The sequence below is a fragment of the Gudongella sp. DL1XJH-153 genome (assembly GCF_049310905.1).
Classification (GTDB): Bacteria; Bacillota; Clostridia; order Tissierellales; family Tissierellaceae; genus Gudongella.
The window spans coordinates 1-16,406 of sequence record NZ_JBMEMN010000048.1; the positions used below are offsets into that span (position 1 = coordinate 1).

The window sequence follows — 16,406 nt, forward strand, 5'->3', positions numbered from 1 at the left end:
CTATGTGCTTGGCACTATCAACCCGCACTGGGGACTTTCACCCGTTAGATTGCACCCATGCCGGGCGCACTGAAAAAGGAGTAGGCGCTGTTTATGCGCTTACTCCTGATAGTTTTGGAAGAACATTTCCGCTGGCGGAAGAACATTTAGATTGGCGGAAGAGGATTATTAGATAGGGACACCAACAATTTTTTACTCTACATTTCCCTTCTATTGTCCATTGCTCGGGCCAGGGTCACCTCATCGAAGTATTCAAGATCTCCTCCAACTGGGATTCCATGTGCTATTCTAGTCACCTTGACTCCAAGTGGCTTAATAAGCTTTGAAATGTACATAGCTGTAGCTTCTCCCTCAACTGTGGGATTTGTAGCGATAACCACTTCTTTTACCTCTTCATCGCCCAGTCTTTGCAGCAGCTCCTTGATTCTTATATCCTGAGGTCCGATATTCTCCATGGGAGAAATAGTCCCGTGAAGTACATGGTACAAACCCTTGTACTCCTTGCTTCTTTCCATGGCTACTATATCCCTTGGACCTTGAACAGCACATATAACTGATTTATCCCTGTTATGGCTGCTACAGATATTACAAATTGGCTTATCTGTGAGATTTCCACAGACCTGGCAGAAACCGATTTTTTCCTTGGCCTCCAATATGGCTGCCGAAAGTCTCTCTGCCTCCTGTTGGTCCATCTCCAGCACATAAAATGCCAATCTCTGGGCAGTCTTTCGTCCAATTCCCGGAAGCTTAGAGAACTGGTCCACTAAATTTGCGATTGGCAATGCATAATAATCCATCTTTTATCCTCCAATTGTACTACATTCCCGGAATGTTCAATCCTCCAGTTACCTTGCTCATCTCTTTGCTGGAAAACTCTTCTGCCTTTCTCAAAGCTTCATTAACAGCAGCCATAACAAGGTCCTGAAGCATTTCAACATCCTCAGGGTCTACAACTGATTGATCTATACTAATATCAAGGACTTCTCTTTTCCCGTTTACAACTACCTTGACTGCTCCTCCACCTGATGTAGCTTCCAATTCAGTTGCATCAACCTGCGCCTGAACCTCTTCCATTTTCTTTTGCATTTTCTGCATTTGCTTCATCATATTATTCATATTTCCACCCATTCCAGGGTATCCGCCTTTTGCCATCTTAAATCTCCTCCTTATTTTATCTCAACAATATCTTCGCCAAAGAAATCCAGGACCTTATTTACTGTCTCATCCTTGGCAGACTTTTCACCTTCCTGCTTCCCACTTCCGGAAATAGGCATTTCGCACCCCTTCATTATAACAAGAAGTTCTATTTTCTGTCCAAAAAATTCTGTAAGAATTTCTTCCAGAAATTCCTTGTTCTGATTTGAGTTTACTGCATCCTTGTGAAATTCAAATCCATCCTTGTATGATAGTGTTATTCTGTTTCCCTGAAGTTGTGAAACTTCTCCCTCCATTACAAGGGCATATATGTTTATTTTTCTGGACTTTATAATCTGCATGACCTTTGCCCATGAATTTCTTACCCCTTCAAGGGTTAAATAACCTTTTGGCTCCGATGATTGATCCTTTTCAGGGACCGGTTTTTTGTTGTCTTCCGAGCTCTTTTGTTCTAAAGGCTTTTCAATCTTAGGTTCAGGCTTTTTCTCTAGTGGTTTCGGATTTGGTTTTGCTGTAGCAGCAACTTCTTTTTTAATCGGTGCTGCTGATATTCCTTCCTCAAGTCTTTTTACCCGTTCCTCCAGAGATAATTCATTTTTAAGGTTAACTAGTCTTATTACTGCCATTTCAAGAATAATCCTAGGTTGCATTGACCACTTCATTGATGTTTCTGAAGATGTCAGAACCTCAAGGCTGGACATAAGATAATGTAGTTCCATCTCATCAGACTGATCTTTATACTGACCAACCTCACCCCACTCAATAAGAGTTTCAGGATTTTTTGATGTCTTTGAAATCATAAGATTTCTGTAATGATGTATCATGTCCTTTAGAAATTGTGAAATATCCTTTCCTTCCTGGATCATGTGATCCACCATTCGAAGAGCTTTTTCTGTGCTCTCTGATTTTATGGAATCCACCAACTCAAAGACCAGGTCAACATTTGCTATACCCAGTATATTTATTGCATCGTCATATGATACTGAATCACCCTCAAATGCTATGCATTGATCCAGAAGACTTAATGCATCTCTCATCGCTCCGTCAGAATTCTTTGCTATAAGTTGAAGCACTTTATCCTCAACTTCTATCCCCAGCTTGTCTGTTATATTTTTCATTCCATATATCATGTCGTCAGATGACAGCCGCTTGAAATCAAAACGTTGACATCTTGATAGTATGGTCTGAGGAAGACGCTCCGGTTCTGTTGTGGCAAGAAGGAACAATAGATGCTTTGGAGGCTCTTCAAGTGTCTTTAGAAGAGCATTGAATGCTTCATTTGTAAGCATATGAACCTCGTCTATTATGTAGACCTTGAATCTAGCCTTTGAAGGAGGATAAATCACCTTTTCCTTCAACTCTCTTATATCCTCTATTTTCCTATTGCTAGCAGCATCCATCTCAATGACATCCATCAGGCTCTCATCGAGAATTCCCTTGCAAATCGCACATTCATTGCATGGGTTCCCATCTTGTGGATTGAGACAGTTTACTGCTCTGGAAAAAACCTTTGCAGCAGAAGTCTTACCGGTTCCCCTTGTGCCTGAGAACAGATATGCATGACCAATATTATCTTTTTTTATCTGGTTCTTTAATATCTTGGTTATATGAGTTTGACCTAAAATTTCATCGAATGTCCTAGGTCTGTATTGTCTGTATAATGCCTGATACATGGAATCACCCTATCTGTATAATATCTATTATTATAACATGATTTCATTGTAGTTTTTTGCTATAATGCAAAAAACATTCAAAAGCGTTTCAACGAAGCGAAAATTTTTGTCGTTTTTTATGAATTGATTCAGTTTATGATACTTTTACATAATTTGATTTCGATATGTTTTCGCTGAATTATACCAGCATTCTCGACCTTTAAATTAACAAAACAAAAGGGCCCGGAGGGACCCTCATTAAATGGCTTCCTTAACAAGATTTTCAGCTTCTCCTTCTTCTGGAAATCTTCCTAGCTCAGCTTTGGAAAATAGCAACTTATCATTCACCTTAATCTCAAACACTCCACCTTGTGACGGAATGATTACGAGCTCAGAAACCTTGTTCTTGTTTTGGTTAAGAATATTCTCTGCCAGAGCAACTGCTCTATCTAAATATCCTCAGGAAGTGCAATATTCAATTGATAGTTTTTTCTTCATAGTATTCACTCTCCTTGTATTCTCTTCTTCTAATTCTACCCTGAAGTGTTGAATCTAAACCTCCTGTTGGTTGACATTGACTCGAAAATGGTCTATAATATACTTCTGTGGATAACAAGGAGAGATGGCTGAGTCTGGTCGAAGGCGCACGACTGGAAATCGTGTAGGCGTTTACTCGTCTCGAGGGTTCGAATCCCTCTCTCTCCGCCATTGGAACATTTTGCCGTGCTAGATGGGGAGGTAGCGGTGCCCTGTTACCTGCAACCCGCTATAGCAGGGTTGAATTCCCAGCTTAGGCATCTTTGCTGTGAGGTCTGCCTCGGAAAAGTGGCGTCGACGGTTGGGTCCCACGCAACGGAAACTCATGAACCTCGTCAGGTCCGGAAGGAAGCAGCGATAAGTGAAATTTTTCGTGTGCCGTGGGTCAGCCTGGCCCGAGTTAACTGTTCGGGTAACGCTCGGAGCAAGATTGACAAAGCTGGGTGCACGGCTACATAACAAAAACAACTCTGGAGATTCCAGAGTTGTTTTTTTGTGCAAAATAATCTATATGTTTAACATAATCTTATCCTTTTCTTGATTCTGTGTTCACATTAATGGCTTATACTTTAGATATAAAACAAGGAGGGATGAAAAAAATGAGTTTGAATTTATGTATCGATATTGATGGAACAATTACAGAAGCATATTACTGGCTCAATGCAGCCAACAGATACTTTGATGCCAGCGTCAAGCCATATCAAGTAAAGGAATATGATATCCACCATGTATTGAATGTGTCGAGAGAAGCCTATCAGGAGTTTTACAGACTTCACTGGAAGGAGCTCCATGGCGAAGCAAGACCCAGGAAGTATGCAGATCTTGTACTGTGGAAACTTTTTATGCAACATGATATATCCTATGTCACAGCAAGGGAAACAGTCACTAGAGACATTACAGTCCAGTGGCTCAGAAATCATGGTTTCCCAGAAATGGATCTTCATATGCTAGGTTCCCATTACAAGGTAGATAAGGCAAAAGAGCTGGATTGCGATGTATTTGTTGAGGACAGATACGAAAACGCAGTTGAACTGGCACTGTCAGGTTTCCAAGTGCTGCTTATGGACTGCAGCTACAACAGAAAGCCTCTTATACCAGGAATTACAAGAGTTACCAGCTGGCTTGATGTGCACGAAGAGATTGAAACAATCAATTTGAGAAAACAAAAATTAGCCCCCTACATTGCATGATTTTATATAGATCAAACAACACAATAAGCAAGAAAGGTGTATTCACATGTTGGATACACCTTTCTTGCTTATTGTTTTACTCCATAGTGAAATATCAAAAAGTTCCGGCTTACTTCTGCAAGCTGGAGATTCTAATCAAGTCATCCTATCAGCAATTCTCCGTTTTCTGAATCGATGAGGATACTATCTCCATCCTTTAAGGTCCCCTTGATAATCTGTCTTGAAATTCTAGTCTCTATTTCCTTTTGAAGGAACCTTTTAACAGGCCTTGCTCCGTATTGGATAGAGTAAGATCTTGCAAGTATATTCTCTTTTGCTGCTTCCGTTACACTAATGTTGATATTTCTATCCTTAAGTCTCTTTTCGATTTCAGAAATCTGAAGATCAATGATCTTGAATATCTCTTTTCTTTGAAGAGGCTTAAAGAGGACTACCTCGTCAATACGGTTTAAAAACTCAGGTCTAAAGGTCATTCTCATCTGGCTCATAACTCTGTCCCTTGTAGAGTCTTCAATGGTTCCATCCTCACCCAACCCTTCAAGCAAATACTCTGATCCAATATTAGATGTCATGATAATAACAGTGTTTTTAAAATCAACCGTTCTACCCTGATTGTCAGTAAGCCTTCCATCATCAAGTACTTGAAGCAAAATATTGAATACATCCGGGTGAGCCTTTTCTATCTCATCAAAGAGAATCACTGAGTATGGTTTTCTTCTTACAGCCTCTGTCAGCTGACCTCCTTCATCGTATCCTACGTATCCTGGCGGAGCTCCCACAAGCCTAGATACGGAATGCTTCTCCATATATTCACTCATATCAATTCTGATTATATTCTTCTCATCATCAAACAATGTTTCAGTTAGAGCCTTGGAAAGCTCTGTTTTTCCTACACCAGTTGGTCCGAGAAATACAAAGCTACCTACTGGCCTGTTTATATCCTTGAGACCTGCTCTCGCACGAAGAACTGCATCCACAACAGAATCAACTGCCTCATCCTGCCCGATAACCCTTCTGTGGAGTATTTCAGGGAGACCCAGCAATTTTTCTCTTTCTGTTGCCAGAAGCTTTGTAGTTGGAATTCCTGTCCACTTGGCAACTACTTCCGCGATTTCCTCTTCAGTCACTTCTTCCTTTAATAGCCTTCCCTCAACACGTTCCTTGTCCTGTGCTTCTTTTAGTCTTTTTTCCAAATCAACAAGTGTTCCATACTTAAGTTGCGAAAGTTTCTCAAGGTCATAATTCCTCTCTGCCTCTTCTATTTCTCTTTTAACCTTGTCTATCTCCTCTTTAATATCCTTCTCAGCAGATATTTCCTTTTTTTCTTCTTCCCACTGTGCCTTTAGAAGATCGAACTCTTCCTTAAGCTCTGCAAGTTCTTTTTCAAGCTTCTCAAGTCTCATTTTGGAGCCTTCGTCAGTCTCTTTTTTTAAGGCTTCTCTTTCTATCTCCAGCTGCAAAACTCTTCTTCTCACTTGATCTATCTCCACTGGCATCGAGTCTATTTCTGTCCTAATCATGGCTGAAGCTTCATCCATAAGATCTATTGCCTTATCCGGCAGGAATCTATCAGAAATATATCTGTCTGAAAGCGTTGCTGCTGCAATTACTGAACCATCGGAAATTCTTATTCCATGGTGTATCTCATATTTTTCCTTCAGTCCTCGGAGTATTGATATGGTATCCTCAACTGTAGGTTCATTTACAAGGACTTTCTGGAATCTTCTTTCAAGGGCGGCATCCTTCTCAATATATTTTCTATACTCATCGAGGGTTGTAGCTCCGATTGTATGAAGTTCTCCTCTTGCAAGCATTGGCTTCAATAGATTTCCTGCATCCATTGAGCCTTCGGCCTTTCCTGCTCCAACAATATTGTGAAGTTCATCTATAAAGAGCAAGATTCTCCCTTCTGATTTTTGAATTTCAGAAAGTACAGCTTTAAGTCTTTCCTCAAACTCACCTCGGTATTTTGCTCCCGCTACAAGTGCTCCCATATCCAGTGCAAATATTGTTTTATCCTTAAGTCCTTCCGGGACGTCACCGTTTACAATTCTTTGGGCCAGCCCTTCGACTATGGCCGTCTTTCCAACCCCAGGGTCGCCAATTAGAACTGGGTTGTTTTTAGTTCTTCTGGAAAGAATCCTTATCACATTTCTTACTTCAGAATCTCTTCCAATTACCGGATCCATCTTTCCCTTTCTTGCTTCCTGGACCAGGTCCCTACCGAATCTTTCAAGAGCTTCGTAAGTCTCCTCGGGATTGTCTGATGTTATTGTTTGACTTCCTCTGACTTTCATAAGGGATTGAAGAAATTCCTCTCTTGTAATTCCATATTCCTTAAATATGTCTCCTGAATGGGTTCCCTTTGAGGATAAAAGAGCAAGATAAAGGTGTTCAACACCAACATACTCGTCCTTGAATTTCTTTGTTTCCTCTTCAGCATCAACTAGCAGTTTTGAATATGACCTTCCTGGATAGATACTCCCTCCCGTCTGTTTTGGAAGCTTTTCCAGTTTTTTATCCACAGCTTTTCTTATTTCTAAGGAATCTATCCCCATAATTGAAAGAACTCTGGGTATAAGCCCCTCATTACTTCTTAAAAGGGCTGCGTGCATATGAATTTCTGATAGCTCAGGATTTCCCAGTTCCATCGCTATGTTCTGGGATTCCTGTACTGCCTCTATACTTTTTTGAGTGAATTTGTTTAAATCCATCCCTATTCCTCCTGTTACTCTTTTCTTGGATTGTATTTAACTTCTTCTTTAAGTTTCTTGTATAATTTTTTCTCTTTCTCACTTAATTCTGGTGGATTTACAATCAGAAGTTCAATGTAGAGATCCCCCTTGTTCTTCTTTAAATCCACAAAGCCTTTTCCGGGAAGTCTCATTCTTGTACCACTTGTTAATCCCTCTGGAATGTCTACCTTGATTTTGCCGCTTAGGGTCTGGACCACTACTTTTTCTCCCAGAGCTGCTTCCCAAGGAAGAACTGGGACTCTCTTAATAATATCCAGTCCTTCAAGCCTCATATCCTTGGATTCTTTGATGTTTATCTTAAACAGGATATCTCCATCAATTCCCCATTTGTCACCCTTGACCTTGATTTTCTTTCCAGAGGTGATTCCCTTTGGTACCTTTACAGTCATCTTCTTGGTGACTCCTCCCATATTAAGGGACACTTCCCTGGAAACTCCATTGTATGCTTCTTCAATTGAAATGGTGAGTTCTGATTCATAGGATTGTCTGGGAGCTCTTCGAGACCCTGCGCTTGATCTTGCACCGAACATGTCTCCCATGTCAAAGCCTCCCCTTCCACCTGCTCCTCCAAATATCAGATTGAAGAAATCAGAGAAGTCCGTACCATCATCAGATGTATAGGTATACTGGGTTCCGCCACCAAAATTTCCAAAACCAAATTGAGAAGGATCGAATTGCTGACCATTTGAAAAACCGTACTGTCCAATTTGGTCGAATTGCTTTCTCTTATTTTCATCACCGAGGACCTCGTATGCTTCGTTGACTTCCTTGAACTTTTCCTGTGCTATATCATCATTTGGATGTAAATCCGGGTGATACTTCTTTGCAAGCTTCCTATATGATTTTTTTATTTCATCCTGGCTTGCAGACTTGTCCACTTCCAGAATCTTATAATAATCTTTATATTCCATAAAATCATCTCCATCCCAACTGGTCTCTATCCATCTGACCTTCTTTGACCTTTGTTGATTATATTATATTAAATTTATGTAAGAATTTCAATACTAATATACCCTGCTTTAGAAAAAAATCAACCCTGCCGTATTAATGATACCCGGCAGGGTCGTCCTTATTTGATATACTTGTCTATAATTGTTATTATCTCATTTATTTTCTCTTCTCCCTGATCCTCACCTTCAAGAATGGCATCTGCCACGCAGGTTCTGATGTGACCATTCAGCACGTCAATATTTGCCTTCTTCAATAGACCGATAATGGAAAGGATTTGTGTTGAGATATCCACACAATACCTATCCTCTTCTATCATTCTGATAATTCCGTCCACCTGGCCTCTTGCTGTCTTAAGCTTTTTTAGTGAAGTTTCCTTCCCCTGGTTCACATTCGTCATCTCCTATTCTATTTCTTTGACTTCATAGCCTGCATCATCAACAGCCTCTATAAGAAGATTGTCCTGTAGATTATCTCCCTCTACCTCAACTTTGCCAGTTGAAAGGTCCACAACTACATCCTGAACTCCGTCAACTCCTGAAAGTGACTTCTTTACTGCCATCTCACAATGTCCACAAGTCATACCTTCCACCATCATCATTTTTTTCATTATAGTCTCCTCCTGTTTATTTAAAATTTCTTAACCTTAACGAGTTTGAAACAACTGATACTGAACTAAATGCCATCGCCGCACCTGCAACCATTGGATTCAGAAATCCAAGCGCTGCAAATGGAATACCAAGTGTATTGTAGAAGAATGCCCAGAACAGGTTCTGCTTTATTGTCCTCATTGTTCTGTGGCTCAACCTTATGGCTGTAACAACGCCTTCAAGGTCTCCTCTCATAAGTGTTATGTCTGCTGCCTCCATTGCTACATCTGTACCTGTACCTATTGCAAATCCAACATCAGCTGCTGCCAATGCAGGAGCGTCGTTTATACCGTCTCCTACCATTCCAACATGAATACCCTGTGATTTCAGCTTTTCAACCTCACTTGCCTTGTCCTCGGGAAGTACATCTGCCAATACATTTTTTATACCTACCTGAGAGGCTATGGCCTTTGCAGTCCTTTCGTTGTCACCGGTAATCATATAAACCTGCAGTCCCATGTTCTGAAGCTCCCTAATGGCTGCCTGTGAAGTCTCCTTGATCCCATCTGCCACTGCGATTATTCCTGAAAACTTCTTGTCCACAGCTACAAGCATGGCAGTCTTGCCTTCCATTTCAAGCTTTTTGATTTCTTCTTCCTTGCTTGAAACATCTACATTGTTCTCAATCATAAGCTTCCTGTTTCCTATTAATACTTCCTTTTTTTCAAACTTGGCCTGAAGACCTTTTCCGGGAACTGCTGAGAAGCTTTCCGCTTCCTTAAGCTTTAATCCATCTTCCTCGGCTCTCCTCACTATGGCCTCTCCCAGTGGATGCTCTGAAGTCTTTTCAACTGATGCAGCTGTTCTTAGGATTTCTTCCTGTGATCCTTCAAATACAACTATGTCAGTTACATCCGGCTTTCCTTTTGTTATGGTACCGGTTTTGTCAAATATTATTGCATCCATCTTATGGGCACTTTCAAGATGTTCTCCTGACTTGATCAGGATTCCATTTTCTGCGCCCTTGCCTGTACCGACCATAATGGCTGTTGGTGTAGCTAGGCCAAGAGCACAGGGACATGCGATTACAAGTATTGCCACAGCATTGATAAGACCTGTATTGAAACTATCAATAAAATTGAATGCAAGGAATGTAATCAATGCAATTACTATAACAACAGGTACAAATATCCCGGATATCTTATCTGCCAGTCTCTGAACAGGAGCTTTAGAACCCTGGGCATCTTCAACCAGCTTTATGATTTGAGATAGAACGGTGTCCTTGCCGATTTTTCTCGCTTCAAATCTGAAGGATCCAAATTTGTTTATGGTAGCACCAACTACCTGATCTCCTTCCCCTTTATCAACCGGCATGCTTTCACCGGTTATCATGGATTCATCAAGAGATGAGCTTCCCTGGACGATTACACCATCGACCGGCACCTTTTCGCCGGGCTTTACAATAATTATATCTCCCACCTGAAGATTCTCAATTGCAACTTCCACTTCTTCGCCATCCTTGAAAATCCTTGCAGTCTTTGGCTGTAGGCCCATCAATTTCTTGATGGCTTCCGATGTCTTTCCTTTGGCTACTGCTTCAAAGGTTTTGCCAAGAAGTATCAGGGTGATTATTACTGCAGCTGCTTCGAAATAGTATTCGTGTACACCTGTAAAAACATTATAGACACTGTAGAAGTACGCTGCCGATGTTCCCATTGCAATCAGAACATCCATGTTGGCTCCCCCACCTCTTAGTGACTTGTAAGCACCGCTGTAAAATCTATAACCTATTATAAACTGTACGGGTGTTGCAAGTGCCCATTGGAAATATCCATTGGTAAGGATGTTCATCTCTCCTGCCATGTGATAAAACATTGCAATGAACAATGGCAATGTCAATATCGCTGATATTATAAATGATCTCTTAAGTGACTTTATTTCCTTTTCCCGACGTTCCTTTTCCTTGTCTGAAGATGCTTCCTTTTCAACTTCAGCCTTGTATCCCGCACTCCTTATTGCTTCAATAAACTGGGAATCTTCAAATAGGCCTGATGGAAATTCCACCACCGCCTTGTTTGTGGATATGTTTACATTAGCTGATGTTACTCCTTCCAGTTTGTTTAGGGCTTTCTCCACCCTGGCTGAACAGGAGCTTCAGGTCATACCTTCAACAAGAAGAGTTCTCTTCTCTGGAGGTACGTCATAGCCTGTCTTCTTTATTGTATTGACTATATCATTCTTGTGAACTTTTTCTTCATCATATCTTACTGTTGCCTTGTTTGTGGATAGGTTGACATTTGCCTGAGCAACACCTTCAACCTTGGACAGGGACTTCTCTATCCTGGCTGAGCAGGCTGCGCATGTCATTCCGACAACATCAACAGTTAGCCTTTTGTTAGCCATGGTATCATCCTTTCTTTACCCCCTCCCCGGGGGTCTGTGTATACTTCAATAATAACATCCCCGGACTGACTTGTCAACACTCTATAATAGGGATTCCATGCCATATAATCCATTTTTGTATTATCATCAAAAAAACCTTGCATTCTTGTAGGAAATGTAATATTCTATATATGAGATACAAATGATAATAGTTATCAAGACATTCCAGTAATTTACATAGAAAGGTGTTGAATTGCACTATGGTACTTTCAGGAATTAAGAAGAATGACAAGTGCAGAATAAAACAAGTAGTTGGCGGAGGTCATGCCAGAAAAAGACTTTATGAATTAGGTCTTAACAGTGGAGCTGAGTTGAAAATGGTTAAGAATGATTTTGGACCGATAATAATCTCTATGTCAGGTCACAAGCTTGCAATTGGTAGAGGCCTTGCTTCACATATTGAAGTGGAGAAGGAGTAATTTTTTTGTTTTTAGTTGATAATCAATTTCAACGAGGAGGACACAATTCATGCAGACCATAGCATTGGTGGGTAATCCCAACAGCGGGAAAACCACATTATTTAATGTGCTTACCGGATCAAACCAGCATGTTGGTAATTGGCCGGGAGTTACTGTAGAAAAAAAAGAAGGCTCCTTTAAGCATAAGGGAGCCGTTTATAATGTCGTGGACCTTCCTGGTACATATAGCCTTGGTGCATATTCAGAAGATGAACTTGTGGCAAGGGACTTTATTGTGAAGGGAAAGCCCGATGTAGTAATAAATGTCGTAGATGCAACTAATATTGAGAGGAATCTCTATCTTACAACCCAACTCCTTGAAATGGGTGCAAATGTCATTGTAGCATTAAACATGATGGATGAAGCAGAGTTAAAAAAAATAAAGATATCCACCGAAGCTCTTTCTGAAGCTTTGGGGGTCCCTGTAATATCGACAATTGCTGCCAGGAAAAAGGGTATAGGTGAACTTATTGAAAGCACAGTTGAGGTGATTTCTCAAAAACCCAAGCAAATAGTATTTACTTATGGCAATGAAATAGATAATGAAATCTTAAATTTAAGAGATTTGCTTAAAGAAGAGTCTCTTCCCTATCCTACTGGTTGGATGGCTCTTAAGCTTCTTGAAAGTGACCCTGAAATGATGTCAATCGTAGATGGAATGAATACCGTTAAAGAACATCTACACACACTAAAATCAAATAATGTAGATTACGAGTTAGATATAGTGGACAAACGATATGCTTATGTCAACGGGATTACAAAAAGATGTGTAGAGAAACCTGCAGAGGAGATTGTTACTACAACTGACAAAATTGACAAGGTTCTTACCAGCAGACTATTTGGACTACCAATTTTTGGTCTGATAATGTATCTTGTCTTCCAGCTTACTTTTGTGATTGGCTCAGATTTTCTCGGCGGATATGTTGAGACAGCTATTGAATATTTTGGAGTTGTGGTTGAGGGATTACTTGTATCCCTCGGCTCACCTGACTGGTTGGTGTCTTTTGTAATTGAAGGATTTATTGGCGGTGTAGGTGCAGTCCTTGTCTTTGTTCCACTTATTATGGTCTTGTACTTCTTCCTTGCAATACTTGAAGATACGGGATACATGGCAAGAGCAGCCTACATCATGGATGGAGTCATGAGAGCAGTAGGACTTCATGGGAAAACCTTTATATCAATGATAGTGGGTTTTGGATGTAACGTACCTGGAATTATGGCTACAAGGACATTGGAAAACAAAAAGGATAGAATGATTGCAATTTTAATCAACCCATTTATGTCATGCGGAGCAAGGTTGCCAATTTATCTGGTATTTATAGCAGCATTTTTCCCCAACAATGGCGGACTGGTATTGTTTTTAATTTACGCTCTGGGAATTGCAATGGCATTGTTGATGGCTAAAATATTTAGCAAGACACTTTTCAAGGGAGAATCTTCACACTTTATAATGGAGCTTCCGCCCTACAGACTTCCTTCCCCTTCAAGTGTTGTAAGGGATATGTGGGAAAAAGTATGGGATTTTATAAAACGAGCAGGAACTGTCATCTTTGCAGTAGTGGCTCTTCTATGGGTACTTTCAGTCCTTCCAGTAGGCGTTGAGCCTTATTCACAGGAAAGCATCCTGGGTAGGATTGGTACATTTATCGCTCCTTTATTTGCACCTGCAGGCTTTGGAACATGGCAGGCATCAGTCAGTCTTTTTGCTGGTATAGCTGCCAAGGAAGCTGTTGTTGCAGTACTTGGAATGGTTTATGCCGGAGTTAGTGAAGGCTCAGAACTTGTTGCTGCAATTCAAGGTTCATTCACTACCCTGTCAGCGGTATCATTCCTTGTTATGACATTGCTATATACCCCATGTGCAGCTGTCATTGCAACAGTCAAAAAAGAAACCAACTCTTATAAATGGGCAGCATTTATGGTCATTTATCCATTTGTACTGGCTTGGGTACTTGCAGTAATCGTTTATCAGATTGGTTCTTTGATGGGCTTTTAAGGAGGATTTTATATGCTTAAGGAAGTATTGAAGGAAATCAAAGATGCAAAAGTTTATTCAAAGCAACAGATTTCAAAAAATCTAGGTGTATCTGAGAATGTCCTGGAGGACATGATCAGAACCCTTGTAAGAATGGGATATCTTGATGAGGATCTTGGTTCACCAACTTGTGAGACAAAATGTTCAGGATGTTCTGTATCCAGTTGTAATACTATTCCACTTAAAATGCTTAGTCTTACAAAGAAGGGCGAAGACAAAATAAACTCCTAAAAATATTTTTATTTATAAATTAGCAGGTTTAGCCATTTTATATCTTACCTGCTTTTTTTTGCAAAATTTTTTATTAATTTGATGTTTAAAAAAATATATGTGGGTATAATATAACTACAAATCATATATTAACTCACTGCTTCCGTGAAGCAAGATTTATTATATGGTTTTATGGGACTTTGATAACTGCATCCAACAAAAAATTCAATCAATAGGTTGTAAAAGTTTATTGAACCTGGAAAGATTCAAGTAACAAAGCAAAGTATTGATAAGAATTCAGGTAAAATCTGAATTCACAAGCTACACCTATTTCGAAGTTACTGTTGTAGAAGCTAAATGAAACAAGCTGTAGGAAGTTGGCAAAGTAAGAAAAGATAGTAATGTAGAGCAAGTTTAAGATGTAGAAGATTTTAGATGTAAGTTGCTACACCTATTAAAGTATTACTGTTGTAAGATTCCAGGTTAAGTTAGTTTATGCAAGTATGATGGTAAAAGAAAAGTAGTAGAGTAGTTGGTAAAAACGTAGTAAAAGAAGTACCTGTAACAGGGATTTGTGGTATCCCGATAAACCGCAGAAAGTAACCTTAATGGTTAAAGAAATGTAACAACTAAATAACTTATTAGGTTGCAAGATTAGAGTTTAATCCTCTGTAGCTTAAATTAAGGAGTGTTTAAGAATAAGTGATTGAACCAATAAGTTCATGTTGGAGCAGTTATTCAGAGTCCTATTTAAAATGAAAGGTTTATCCCCATGAAAAAGGATGAACCTTTCGATTTTTTTTGATCTTTTTTGAATAATAATATAGTTTTTCATATTATCCCCAAAGAGGACTGAAAACTTGCTATAATATACATAATATACAAAAAAGGGAGAGAAACCATGAATAAATTTGATTGGACCGATAAGAAGAATCTAACCATGTTGGCAGATTACTACGAGTTCACTATGGCAAACGGCTATCTGGAAAATGGAATGAGGGATACCATTGCTTATTTCGATATGTTTTTCAGATCAATACCTGACGATGGAGGGTATGCAATAATGGCAGGTGTTGAGCAGCTGATTGACTATCTTAAGACCTTGAGCTTTGATGAGGAAGATCTTGAGTTTTTTAGAAGTAAAGAGATTTTTAGCGAAAATTTCCTTGATTATCTTAGAGATTTCAATTTTGTATGTGACGTTTGGGCAATTCCTGAAGGTACACCCATATTCCCAAGAGAGCCCTTGGTAATTGTAAGAGGACCAGTTGTTCAGGCTCAGCTGGTTGAAACCATGATTCTATTAACCATTAACCATCAATCATTGATAGCTACAAAGGCTAACAGAATTGTTAGGGCTGCAGATGGAAGAAACGTTATTGAGTTTGGATCAAGAAGAGCTCAAGGCTATAATGGAGCAATTCAGGGAGCCCGAGCTGCTTATATTGGAGGTTGTATTGGAACCTCCAGCACCATTGTGGACAGGGATTTCGGAATCCCCGCTCTTGGAACAATGGCCCATAGCTGGGTGCAGATATTCCCCAACGAACTGGAATCTTTCAGAGCCTATGCGAGAACCTATCCCCAAAGCTGCACACTTCTTGTGGATACCTATAACACATTGAAAACCGGCATCCCAAATGCCATTAGAGTATTTGATGAAGAAATCCTTCCCAGGGGCTTTAGGCCAAAGGGAATCAGGATTGACAGTGGTGATATAGCCTATCTTTCAAAAGAAGCCAGAAAGATGCTGGATGAAGCTGGTTATACCGATGTTAAAATAATGGCATCCAGTAGTCTTGACGAATTTGTAATCAAAGATCTTATTACTCAGGGTGCACAGATTGATAACTTTGGAGTTGGTGAAAGGCTTATTACAGCTAAATCAGAGCCAATATTTGGTGGGGTATACAAACTTGTCGCCGTTGAAGAAGATGGTGATATCCTCCCTAAGATAAAAATTAGCAATAATGTAGAAAAAATTACTACACCAGGCTTCAAACAGATTTATAGATTCTATGACAGAAAAACAGACACACCTCTTGCAGATGTAATAACTCTCCACGATGAGAAAATCTCAGATGATGGTTCGTACGAGATTTTCCACCCACTATTTACCTGGAAGAGAAAGACACTTAGAGATTATTATACAAGGCCACTGCTTGTTCAGCTGTTTGAAAAAGGAAAGTGTGTCTATCAAGGTCCCGATGTTCATCAAATAAGAGATTTCTGCAGATCCGAAATAGAAAATCTATGGGATGAGGTTAAGAGATTTGAAAGACCCCACGAGTACTTTGTGGACCTGTCACAGGAGCTTTGGAACATAAAAGATCAAATGCTTGTTAGTCACAAGTAAAAAGGGGTAATCGGGAAATGACCGATTTTACCCTCACAAACAAAAAATGAAGAGAACCCGTAAGATTCTGGGCTTTT

14 protein-coding genes, 1 tRNA gene, 1 other RNA gene and 2 pseudogenes are annotated in these 16,406 nt (G+C 39.9%); 7 read left to right on the forward strand and 11 right to left on the reverse strand.

The genetic code is table 11. From position 1 onward, the window contains the following. Window positions 1–197 precede the first annotated feature (197 nt). The 4 genes and pseudogenes from recR to ACOEN1_RS12630 all read right to left on the reverse strand — a co-directional run. A complete protein-coding gene (gene recR, locus ACOEN1_RS12615; protein WP_422487263.1) occupies window positions 198–797 on the reverse strand; it encodes a recombination mediator RecR in 600 nt (199 codons plus the stop codon). A 19-nt stretch (window positions 798–816) separates the two neighbouring features. Continuing rightward, entirely contained in the window at window positions 817–1,152 is a 336-nt protein-coding gene (locus tag ACOEN1_RS12620) for a YbaB/EbfC family nucleoid-associated protein (RefSeq protein WP_422487264.1), read from the reverse strand. Window positions 1,153–1,166: 14 nt separating this feature from the next. Then, window positions 1,167–2,828 (reverse strand): DNA polymerase III subunit gamma/tau, encoded by a 1,662-nt coding sequence (gene dnaX, locus ACOEN1_RS12625; RefSeq protein WP_422487265.1) that lies wholly within the window; start codon window positions 2,826–2,828, stop codon window positions 1,167–1,169. Window positions 2,829–3,065: 237 nt separating this feature from the next. Then, window positions 3,066–3,254, reverse strand: a pseudogene (locus ACOEN1_RS12630) (SelT/SelW/SelH family protein); the annotation flags it as partial. A 169-nt stretch (window positions 3,255–3,423) separates the two neighbouring features. Here ACOEN1_RS12630 and ACOEN1_RS12635 point away from each other — a divergent pair. From ACOEN1_RS12635 to ACOEN1_RS12645, 3 genes are all read left to right on the forward strand, one after another. Next, window positions 3,424–3,515 (forward strand) — tRNA-Ser (locus ACOEN1_RS12635). 13 nt (window positions 3,516–3,528) lie between these two features. Next, window positions 3,529–3,795, forward strand: an RNA gene (gene ffs, locus ACOEN1_RS12640) — signal recognition particle sRNA large type. Between the two features lie 148 nt (window positions 3,796–3,943). Then, window positions 3,944–4,534 carry a 5' nucleotidase, NT5C type gene (locus ACOEN1_RS12645; protein WP_422487266.1) on the forward strand — a complete coding sequence of 197 codons (591 nt, stop codon included), beginning with the start codon at window positions 3,944–3,946 and terminating at the stop codon, window positions 4,532–4,534. Between the two features lie 140 nt (window positions 4,535–4,674). On the opposite strand, the gene clpB is transcribed toward ACOEN1_RS12645, so the two are convergent. The 7 genes and pseudogenes from clpB to ACOEN1_RS12680 all read right to left on the reverse strand — a co-directional run bounded on the left by clpB (window position 4,675) and on the right by ACOEN1_RS12680 (window position 11,231). Beyond that, window positions 4,675–7,248, reverse strand: coding sequence for an ATP-dependent chaperone ClpB (gene clpB, locus ACOEN1_RS12650; protein WP_422487267.1), 2,574 nt, complete (start codon window positions 7,246–7,248; stop codon window positions 4,675–4,677). 14 nt (window positions 7,249–7,262) lie between these two features. Continuing rightward, window positions 7,263–8,201 carry a DnaJ C-terminal domain-containing protein gene (locus ACOEN1_RS12655; RefSeq protein WP_422487268.1) on the reverse strand — a complete coding sequence of 313 codons (939 nt, stop codon included), beginning with the start codon at window positions 8,199–8,201 and terminating at the stop codon, window positions 7,263–7,265. Window positions 8,202–8,359: 158 nt separating this feature from the next. Beyond that, entirely contained in the window at window positions 8,360–8,629 is a 270-nt protein-coding gene (locus ACOEN1_RS12660) for a metal-sensing transcriptional repressor (RefSeq protein WP_422487269.1), read from the reverse strand. Window positions 8,630–8,641: 12 nt separating this feature from the next. Continuing rightward, on the reverse strand, window positions 8,642–8,848 hold the full coding sequence (locus ACOEN1_RS12665) for a heavy-metal-associated domain-containing protein (RefSeq protein ID WP_422487270.1): 207 nt from the start codon (window positions 8,846–8,848) through the stop codon (window positions 8,642–8,644). 16 nt (window positions 8,849–8,864) lie between these two features. Further along, window positions 8,865–10,703, reverse strand: coding sequence for a copper-translocating P-type ATPase (locus tag ACOEN1_RS12670; RefSeq protein ID WP_422487276.1), 1,839 nt, complete (start codon window positions 10,701–10,703; stop codon window positions 8,865–8,867). Between the two features lie 132 nt (window positions 10,704–10,835). After that, window positions 10,836–10,967, reverse strand: a pseudogene (locus tag ACOEN1_RS12675) (heavy-metal-associated domain-containing protein); the annotation flags it as partial. 15 nt (window positions 10,968–10,982) lie between these two features. Continuing rightward, complete coding sequence (locus ACOEN1_RS12680; RefSeq protein WP_422487271.1) at window positions 10,983–11,231, reverse strand: cation transporter; 249 nt, start codon at window positions 11,229–11,231, stop codon at window positions 10,983–10,985. A 239-nt stretch (window positions 11,232–11,470) separates the two neighbouring features. Between ACOEN1_RS12680 and ACOEN1_RS12685 the strand changes: the two genes are divergently transcribed. The 4 genes from ACOEN1_RS12685 to ACOEN1_RS12700 all read left to right on the forward strand — a co-directional run bounded on the left by ACOEN1_RS12685 (window position 11,471) and on the right by ACOEN1_RS12700 (window position 16,329). Then, entirely contained in the window at window positions 11,471–11,689 is a 219-nt protein-coding gene (locus ACOEN1_RS12685) for a FeoA family protein (RefSeq protein WP_422487272.1), read from the forward strand. 49 nt (window positions 11,690–11,738) lie between these two features. Next, entirely contained in the window at window positions 11,739–13,724 is a 1,986-nt protein-coding gene (gene feoB, locus ACOEN1_RS12690) for a ferrous iron transport protein B (RefSeq protein ID WP_422487273.1), read from the forward strand. A 12-nt stretch (window positions 13,725–13,736) separates the two neighbouring features. Further along, window positions 13,737–13,994, forward strand: coding sequence for a FeoC-like transcriptional regulator (locus tag ACOEN1_RS12695; protein ID WP_422487274.1), 258 nt, complete (start codon window positions 13,737–13,739; stop codon window positions 13,992–13,994). Window positions 13,995–14,874: 880 nt separating this feature from the next. Then, window positions 14,875–16,329, forward strand: a complete 1,455-nt coding sequence (locus ACOEN1_RS12700) for a nicotinate phosphoribosyltransferase (protein ID WP_422487275.1) — start codon at window positions 14,875–14,877, stop codon at window positions 16,327–16,329. Window positions 16,330–16,406 lie beyond the last annotated feature (77 nt).

Coding starts and splice junctions, on each gene's coding strand:
- ACOEN1_RS12700 (WP_422487275.1), top strand. CDS start 14,875: ATGAATAAATTTGATTGGACCGATAAGAAGAATCTAACCATGTTGGCA.
- ACOEN1_RS12665 (WP_422487270.1), bottom strand. CDS start 8,848: ATGAAAAAAATGATGATGGTGGAAGGTATGACTTGTGGACATTGTGAG.
- ACOEN1_RS12655 (WP_422487268.1), bottom strand. CDS start 8,201: ATGGAATATAAAGATTATTATAAGATTCTGGAAGTGGACAAGTCTGCA.
- ACOEN1_RS12670 (WP_422487276.1), bottom strand. CDS start 10,703: ATGTTTTATCACATGGCAGGAGAGATGAACATCCTTACCAATGGATAT.
- ACOEN1_RS12620 (WP_422487264.1), bottom strand. CDS start 1,152: ATGGCAAAAGGCGGATACCCTGGAATGGGTGGAAATATGAATAATATG.
- ACOEN1_RS12695 (WP_422487274.1), top strand. CDS start 13,737: ATGCTTAAGGAAGTATTGAAGGAAATCAAAGATGCAAAAGTTTATTCA.
- dnaX (WP_422487265.1), bottom strand. CDS start 2,828: ATGTATCAGGCATTATACAGACAATACAGACCTAGGACATTCGATGAA.
- ACOEN1_RS12645 (WP_422487266.1), top strand. CDS start 3,944: ATGAGTTTGAATTTATGTATCGATATTGATGGAACAATTACAGAAGCA.
- feoB (WP_422487273.1), top strand. CDS start 11,739: ATGCAGACCATAGCATTGGTGGGTAATCCCAACAGCGGGAAAACCACA.
- ACOEN1_RS12680 (WP_422487271.1), bottom strand. CDS start 11,231: ATGGCTAACAAAAGGCTAACTGTTGATGTTGTCGGAATGACATGCGCA.
- ACOEN1_RS12685 (WP_422487272.1), top strand. CDS start 11,471: ATGGTACTTTCAGGAATTAAGAAGAATGACAAGTGCAGAATAAAACAA.
- recR (WP_422487263.1), bottom strand. CDS start 797: ATGGATTATTATGCATTGCCAATCGCAAATTTAGTGGACCAGTTCTCT.
- clpB (WP_422487267.1), bottom strand. CDS start 7,248: ATGGATTTAAACAAATTCACTCAAAAAAGTATAGAGGCAGTACAGGAA.